This is a genomic window from Streptomyces viridosporus, from assembly GCF_002078235.1.
In the GTDB taxonomy this organism is placed as follows: domain Bacteria; phylum Actinomycetota; class Actinomycetes; order Streptomycetales; family Streptomycetaceae; genus Streptomyces; species Streptomyces viridosporus.
Window position 1 is genome coordinate 1 of record NZ_MSGP01000471.1, and the last position, 6510, is coordinate 6510.

The following is a 6510-nucleotide window of genomic DNA, read 5'->3' on the forward strand; positions in this document are numbered from 1 at the left end:
CGTGCCCGCAGACGCGCGGCGCAGGCCTTCGACGAGGCACTCGACGACGCCGAGCTCGTCGCCGCGCGTCTGCGGGCACGGCCGAGGGGCGGCGGGGGTGGGGGCACCGCGGAAACTTCCTCACGCGCTCTTCTTGTGGCTCGGTCCACGGCGGGCGGTCGGTACGGCAGTGGTCGGCTGCCGATCGCCATGGACTGATCACTCACAGCAAACCGTCAGCCCACGGACGACGTCAAGGGCGCCCGGGGCATTACACGCGTCAACTGCCGTGACTTCAGGGTGACTTGATCGAGAGGGCCGAAAGGCGGGCCGGGCGGCGCGACGGTGCAGGTCCTCCTCCCGGTCGCGGACGGAGGCGCCGCGGGCGGGCGGCGGTTAGAGTCGCCCTACACGTCCGTGACCCAGCATGATCATCGAGGTACGCAGCGTGTCGGTTCCGGTCCTGGTGCTCGCCATGAGTGCCGCGTGCTGCCTGGGCTTCGGTTTCGTGCTCCAGCAGAACGCGGCTCAGCGGGCCCCGCTCGGCGACTTCCTCTCCCCGCGGCTCCTCCTCGACCTGATGAGGATGCCGCGCTGGCTGGGCGGCATGGCTCTCATGGTGGCCGGCATGGGACTCGGCGCGGTCGCGCTGGGCCGGGGCGAGCTGTCCCTGGTGGAACCCCTGCTGGCGACGAACCTGCTGTTCGCGCTCGTGCTCTCCCGCCACCAGACCCGGCAGCCGCTCGGCCGTCAGGGCTGGGTGGGTCTCGCCCTGCTCGCGGGCGGGGTGACGGCGTTCGTCGTCGCGGGCCGGCCGAGCGGCGGCCACGCGCCCACCGACCCGCTGCGGCACTGGCTGATCATCGGCGGCATGATCGGGCTGGCCCTGCTGCTCACGGGGTGCGCCAAGCGGTCGCGGCTGACCTCGGGCCCCGCGCTGCTGGCGGTGGCCGCGGGGACGCTGTACGGCGTGCAGGACGCGCTGACCCGGGTGAGCGGGCAGCGCTTCTCCGAGGGCGGTCTCGCGGAGCTGCTGAGCGGCTGGCAGCCGTACGCGGTGGCGGCCCTCGGCGTGACCGGGCTGGTGCTGGTGCAGAGCGCCTTCGAGACCGCGCCCCTGCAGATGTCCCTGCCCGCCCTGACCGCGGCCCAGCCGCTGGCCGGGATCGCCTGCGGCGTCGGCCTCCTCGGTGACCGGCTGCGCACCGACACGGTCGCGCTGACCTGGGAGGCGGCCGGACTCGCGGCGATCGTCGCGGGCATCGTGCTGCTGGGGATGCACCCGGCGATGCCGCAGGGGGGCGCGGAGCGGGCACGGGTGCGCGACGTGCGGACGGGGTGAACGGACGGGCCGCGCCGGACGGAACGCGCGCACCTGCTTGGATGGCCGTATGCGTGCAGCTGACGAGATCCTCGACGTCGTCGACGAGAACGACCGGGTGATCGGGCGGGCCCCGCGCGGCGAGGTCTACGCACGGGGCCTGCGCCACCGCTGCGTCTTCGTCCTGGCCCGGGACGCCGAGGACCGGATCTTCGTCCACCGGCGCACCCCGACCAAGCTGGTCTTCCCCTCCCTGTACGACATGTTCGTCGGCGGGGTCGTCGGGGCGGGCGAGGGCTACGACGAGGCGGCCCTGCGGGAGGCCGGGGAGGAGCTGGGCGTGACCGGCCTGCCGCGCCCCGAGCGCCTCTTCAGGTTCCTGTACGACGACGGCGCCGGACGGACCTGGTGGTCGGCGGTGTACACGGTCCGCTGCGACCTGCCCGTGCGGCCGCAGGCCGAGGAGGTGGCCTGGCACGCCTTCCTGACGGAGAGCGAGCTGGAGCGGCGCCTGGGCGAGTGGGAGTGGGTCCCGGACGGGCGGGCGGCGTACGAGCGGCTCAGGGCGTACCGGTCGGACCGGCCGGGTCCGCCGGGTCTGCCGGGTCCGTCGGAGAGGCCGGGGGGCTGAGCAGGTGCTCGGCGGGCGCGATGCCGTGACCTGGCATCGCGTACCCGGCGGGCGACGGGGTGGGCCTCCGGTGGGCCTCCGTGGCCGAACGGTGGCGGGCCGCACCGACAGCACCCCCGGTCACCGGCCCCGGTAGGGTCGCCGGCGTGATCGAGTTCGTGCGGAACGTCCGGTTGTGGTTCGTGCCCGAGGACGTGCGGGAAGAGGGCGCGACGCCCGACTACCGGTTCTCGCTGGCGAACGAACGGACCTTTCTGGCCTGGCTGCGGACCGCCCTGGCGCTGATCGGCGGCGGCTTCGCCGTGGACCAGTTCCTGCCGGACCTGCGCTGGGGCTGGCGGGTCGGACTGGCGCTCGCGCTGCTCGTCGCGGGTGTGCTGTGCGCGCTGCGGGCGGTCAACCACTGGGTGCGCTGCGAGCGGGCCATGCGCCGCGGCGAGGACCTGCCGGTGTCGCGGTTCCCGGCGCTGCTGAGCCTCGTCGTCGCGGTCGTGGCCGTGGCGATGGTCGTCGTGGTGCTCGTGGGGTGGGAGGGGTGACCGGACCGGCGTCCCGGGTCCGGGACCCCGGGCTGCAGCCCGAGCGGACCCGGCTGGCGTGGCGGCGTACGACCCTTTCGGGCACCGTCGCGGGCGTGCTCGCCGGGAAGGCCGCGCTGACCGGCGGGGTGTCGACGGCCGGGATCGTCGCGTGCGCGCTGTGCTGCGCCTGCTGGCTGGGGCTCCTGGGCGTCGCCCACCGCCGCATCCGCGCCCTCGCGGCCACGAGCACGCCGGAGGTGCTCGCTCCCCGGTACGCGACCGCGGCGGTGCTCTGCACGGTGGCGCTGGCCGTGTGCGGGGCGGCCCTCGTCGCCCGGGGCTGACGGCGCTTCCCGCCTCGGGAGGCCGGGCGGGAAGCGCCGTCGGCCCCGGTCCGGGGCCGACCGGTCCGCCGGGCGGGCCCCGGCCCTCCTCCCCCTGCCCTTACTCCTTCCCGGCCACCGTCACCACGATCTTGCCCCGGGTCCGGCCCTCCTGGTTCAGCCGGTGGGCGTCCGCCGTGCGCTCCAGCGGGAACGTCTCCGAGACGTGCACGCTCACCACGCCCTGTTCCGCCAGTTCGGACAGGCGCCGCAGATCCTGCGGGTCGGGACGGACGAAGTGGTACCGGCCGCCGTAGTCCACCACCTCGTTGTCGGCGATCGACGCCAGACGGCCCTCGGGGGCGAGCAGGTTCGCGGAGACCTTCAGGGCGTCGCCGCCGACCGTGTCGAACACCGCGTCCACGCCCTCGGGGGCCAGCCCGCGCACCCGTTCGACCAGGCCCTCGCCGTAGCTCACCGGCTCCCCGCCCAGCCGGCGGACGAAGTCGTGGTTGCCCTCGCTCGCCGTACCGATGACCCGGGCGCCGAGGTGGGCGGCGAGCTGGACCGCGAGGGAGCCGACACCGCCGGCCGCGGCGTGCACCAGGACGGTCTCGCCGCGCCTGACCTCGAGGACCTTGTGCAGGACCTGGTACGCGGTGAGTCCCGCGAGGGGCAGGCCGGCCGCCTCCTCGAAGGTCAGGTTGCGCGGCTTGAGCGCCAGGGCGCGCACCGGGGCGGCCACGTACTCGGCGAAGGTGCCCCGGGAGAGGAAGTCCTCGCGCACGTAGCCGATCACCTCGTCGCCGACGGCGAACTCCGGGACGGCGACCCCGGGGCGGACGACCACGCCCGAGACGTCCCAGCCGGGGATCACCGGGAAGACGGCCTGGAGGATCGGATCGAGGTGGCCCTCACGGCACTTCCAGTCGACCGGGTTGACGGCCGCCGCCCGGACCTTCACGAGCACCGAGTCGGGGCCGACCACGGGATCGTCGACCTCCTCCAGTCCGAGCACCTCGGGGCCGCCGTACCGTGAGTACCTGATCGCCTTCATGCGTCCGACCCTCCGGGGTCGTCTCGCGCCGCGCAAGCCGAACGGAGCGATGTGCACCGTTCGCGTGACGCCGGAGGATGCCGGGCGACGGGGTCTATCGTGGCTCCGATCACGTTTCATCCCCGCTCTGGACTCCATACCGACCGGTCGGCATCATGAGGCGGTACGGTTCACCTTCCCGTAAGGAGCGACGATGAGCCCCGACCACCCGCCCGGACTCGACCTCGACCGGCTGCGCGGCCTGCTCGAACGGGAGCGGCCCGGCCTGGTGGGCGGTCCGCTCTCCGGTCGGCTGATCGAGGGCGGCAGGTCGAACCTCACGTACGCGGTCTCCGACGGCACCGCGCGGTGGGTCGTGCGCCGGCCCCCGCTCGGCCACGTCCTGGCCACCGCGCACGACATGCGGCGCGAGCACCGGGTGATCAGCGCGCTGCGGCCGACCGCCGTACCGGTGCCCCGCACCGTGCTGCTGTGCGAGGACGAGGAGGTGCTCGGGGCGCCCTTCTACGTCATGGAGTTCGTCGAGGGCACCCCCTACCGCACGGCGGACCAGCTCGCCCCGCTCGGTCCGGAGCGCACCCGGGACGCCGTGCTGAACCTGGTGGACACACTGGTCGCACTGCACGCGGTGGACCCGGACGAGGTGGGCCTGGCGGACTTCGGCCGGCCCGAGGGCTTCCTGGACCGGCAGCTGCGCCGCTGGGGCAAGCAACTGGACGCCTCCCGCGACCGGGAGCTGGCCGGGATCGACGAACTGCACGCCGCGCTCGGACGCGACCTGCCCCGCTCCCCCGCGCCGACCGTGGTGCACGGCGACTACCGCCTCGACAACGTCCTGATCGGTGAGGACGACCGGATCAGGGCGATCCTCGACTGGGAGATGTCCACCCTCGGCGATCCGCTGACCGACCTGGGCCTGCTGGTGATGTACGGCACGCCGCTGGACCTGCCGGACTCCCCGGTCTCCACGACCGCCGCGGCCCCCGGGCACCCCGCGCCCGCCGAGCTGGTCGAGCGGTACGCCGCCCGCTCGGGGCGCGACGTCTCCGCGGTCTCCTGGTACACGGCGTTCGCCTGGTTCAAGCTCGCCGTGATCCTCGAGGGCATCCACTACCGCTACACGCTGGGCCAGACGGTCGGGCGCGGTTTCGACCGCATCGGCGATCTGGTCCCCGTCTTCATCGAGCACGGTCTGACCACTCTCCAGGAAGGCTGACGGCACATGGACTTCGCGTTCGACGCGCGCACCGAGGAGCTGCGCGCCAGGCTCCTCGCCTTCATGGACGACCACGTCCACCCGGCCGAGCGGATCGTGCACGAGCAGCGCGCCGGGCTGGACTCGCCGTGGGAGAACGTCCCCGTCGTGGAGGAGCTGAAGGCCGAGGCCCGCAGGCAGGGACTGTGGAACCTGTTCCTGCCCGACTCGGAGTACGGCGCCGGGCTCACCAACCTCCAGTACGCCCCGCTCGCGGAGATCATGGGCCGTTCCCCGCAGCTTGCGCCCACGGTCACCAACTGCGCGGCGCCGGACACCGGGAACATGGAGGTGCTGGCGCAGTTCGGCGACGAACGGCAGCGGAAGCAGTGGCTGGAGCCGCTGCTGGCGGGCGAGATCCGCTCGGCGTTCGCGATGACCGAGCCGGAGGTGGCCTCCTCGGACGCCACCAACATCACCACGCACATCGAGCGGGACGGCGACGAGTACGTCGTCACCGGCCGCAAGTGGTACATCTCCGGGGCGATGCACCCGGACTGCAGGATCTTCATCGTGATGGGCAAGACCGACCCGGGCGGGGCGGACATCCGCCGCCAGCAGTCCATGGTCCTCGTGCCGCGCGACACCCCCGGCGTCACGATCACGCGCGCGATGCGGGTGTTCGGCTACGAGGACCACTACCACGGCGGTCACGCCGAGGTGGTCTTCGACCACGCGCGCGTGCCGGTGTCGAACCTGATCGGCGAGGAGGGCGGCGGCTTCGCCATCGCCCAGGCCCGGCTCGGTCCCGGCCGGATCCACCACTGCATGCGGCTGATCGGCATGGCCGAGCGGGCGATCGAGCTGATGTGCCGGCGGGCCGTGTCCCGGGACGCCTTCGGCAAGTCGCTGGCGCAGCAGGGCGTGGTGCAGAACTGGATCGCCGACGCGCGCGTCGCGGTCGAGCAGCTGCGGCTGCTGGTGCTGAAGACGGCCTGGATGATGGACACGGTCGGCAACAAGGGGGCCCACACCGAGATCCAGGCCATCAAGATCGCCACGCCGCGCACGGTCGTCGGCATCCTCGACCGGGCGATCCAGCTGTACGGCGCGGGCGGGGTCAGCCAGGACTTCCCGCTGGCCGAGCTGTACGCCGGGGCGCGCACGCTGATGATCGCCGACGGCCCGGACGAGGTGCACCAGAGGTCGCTGGCGCGGCGGGAGCTGAAGAAGTACCGGTAGGCGCCGTCCGGCGGCCGCCGGACGGAGAGCGCGGCCCGTCGGCGGGCCGCGCGAGACGTCCGGAAGCCGCCGGAGGGGCCGGAGGGGCACGCGGCCCGGCACGGGGAGCCGGTGCCGATCACCGCGCCGGGCCGTCGGCGCGCGGTGCCGGCCCCGGGGCGGTCGTGCGTCGGCCGGTGGTCCTCCCCCGCGCCCGGCTCCGCCCGGGCCGGGAGGCGCCCCGCGGACCTGCGGCGCCGCA

At 73.9% G+C, this 6510-nt stretch carries 8 protein-coding genes; 7 read left to right on the forward strand and 1 reads right to left on the reverse strand.

Annotation, left to right across the window (positions count from 1 at the left end; all coding sequences use genetic code 11):
* From B7L92_RS41660 to B7L92_RS29420, 5 genes are all read left to right on the forward strand, one after another.
* A partial coding sequence (locus tag B7L92_RS41660) for a hypothetical protein (protein WP_143626395.1) occupies window positions 1-198 on the forward strand: 198 nt, incomplete at its 5' end.
* Between the two features lie 208 nt (window positions 199-406).
* Window positions 407-1321 carry a DMT family transporter gene (locus B7L92_RS29405; RefSeq protein WP_174704038.1) on the forward strand — a complete coding sequence of 305 codons (915 nt, stop codon included), beginning with the start codon at window positions 407-409 and terminating at the stop codon, window positions 1319-1321.
* Between the two features lie 49 nt (window positions 1322-1370).
* On the forward strand, window positions 1371-1931 hold the full coding sequence (locus B7L92_RS29410; RefSeq protein ID WP_081240403.1) for an NUDIX domain-containing protein: 561 nt from the start codon (window positions 1371-1373) through the stop codon (window positions 1929-1931).
* A 146-nt stretch (window positions 1932-2077) separates the two neighbouring features.
* Complete coding sequence (locus B7L92_RS29415) at window positions 2078-2470, forward strand: YidH family protein (protein WP_081240404.1); 393 nt, start codon at window positions 2078-2080, stop codon at window positions 2468-2470.
* Entirely contained in the window at window positions 2467-2796 is a 330-nt protein-coding gene (locus B7L92_RS29420; RefSeq protein WP_081240405.1) for a DUF202 domain-containing protein, read from the forward strand. The genes B7L92_RS29415 and B7L92_RS29420 overlap by 4 nt, the downstream gene beginning before the upstream one ends.
* A 100-nt stretch (window positions 2797-2896) precedes the next feature.
* On the opposite strand, the gene B7L92_RS29425 is transcribed toward B7L92_RS29420, so the two are convergent.
* Window positions 2897-3832 (reverse strand): NADP-dependent oxidoreductase, encoded by a 936-nt coding sequence (locus B7L92_RS29425; RefSeq protein ID WP_081240406.1) that lies wholly within the window; start codon window positions 3830-3832, stop codon window positions 2897-2899.
* 193 nt (window positions 3833-4025) lie between these two features.
* Here B7L92_RS29425 and B7L92_RS29430 point away from each other — a divergent pair, with 193 nt between their 5' ends.
* Both B7L92_RS29430 and B7L92_RS29435 read left to right on the forward strand, forming a co-directional pair.
* Complete coding sequence (locus B7L92_RS29430) at window positions 4026-5048, forward strand: phosphotransferase family protein (protein ID WP_081240407.1); 1023 nt, start codon at window positions 4026-4028, stop codon at window positions 5046-5048.
* Window positions 5049-5054: 6 nt separating this feature from the next.
* Window positions 5055-6269 (forward strand): acyl-CoA dehydrogenase family protein, encoded by a 1215-nt coding sequence (locus B7L92_RS29435; protein ID WP_081240408.1) that lies wholly within the window; start codon window positions 5055-5057, stop codon window positions 6267-6269.
* The last annotated feature ends 241 nt before the right edge of the window (window positions 6270-6510 follow it).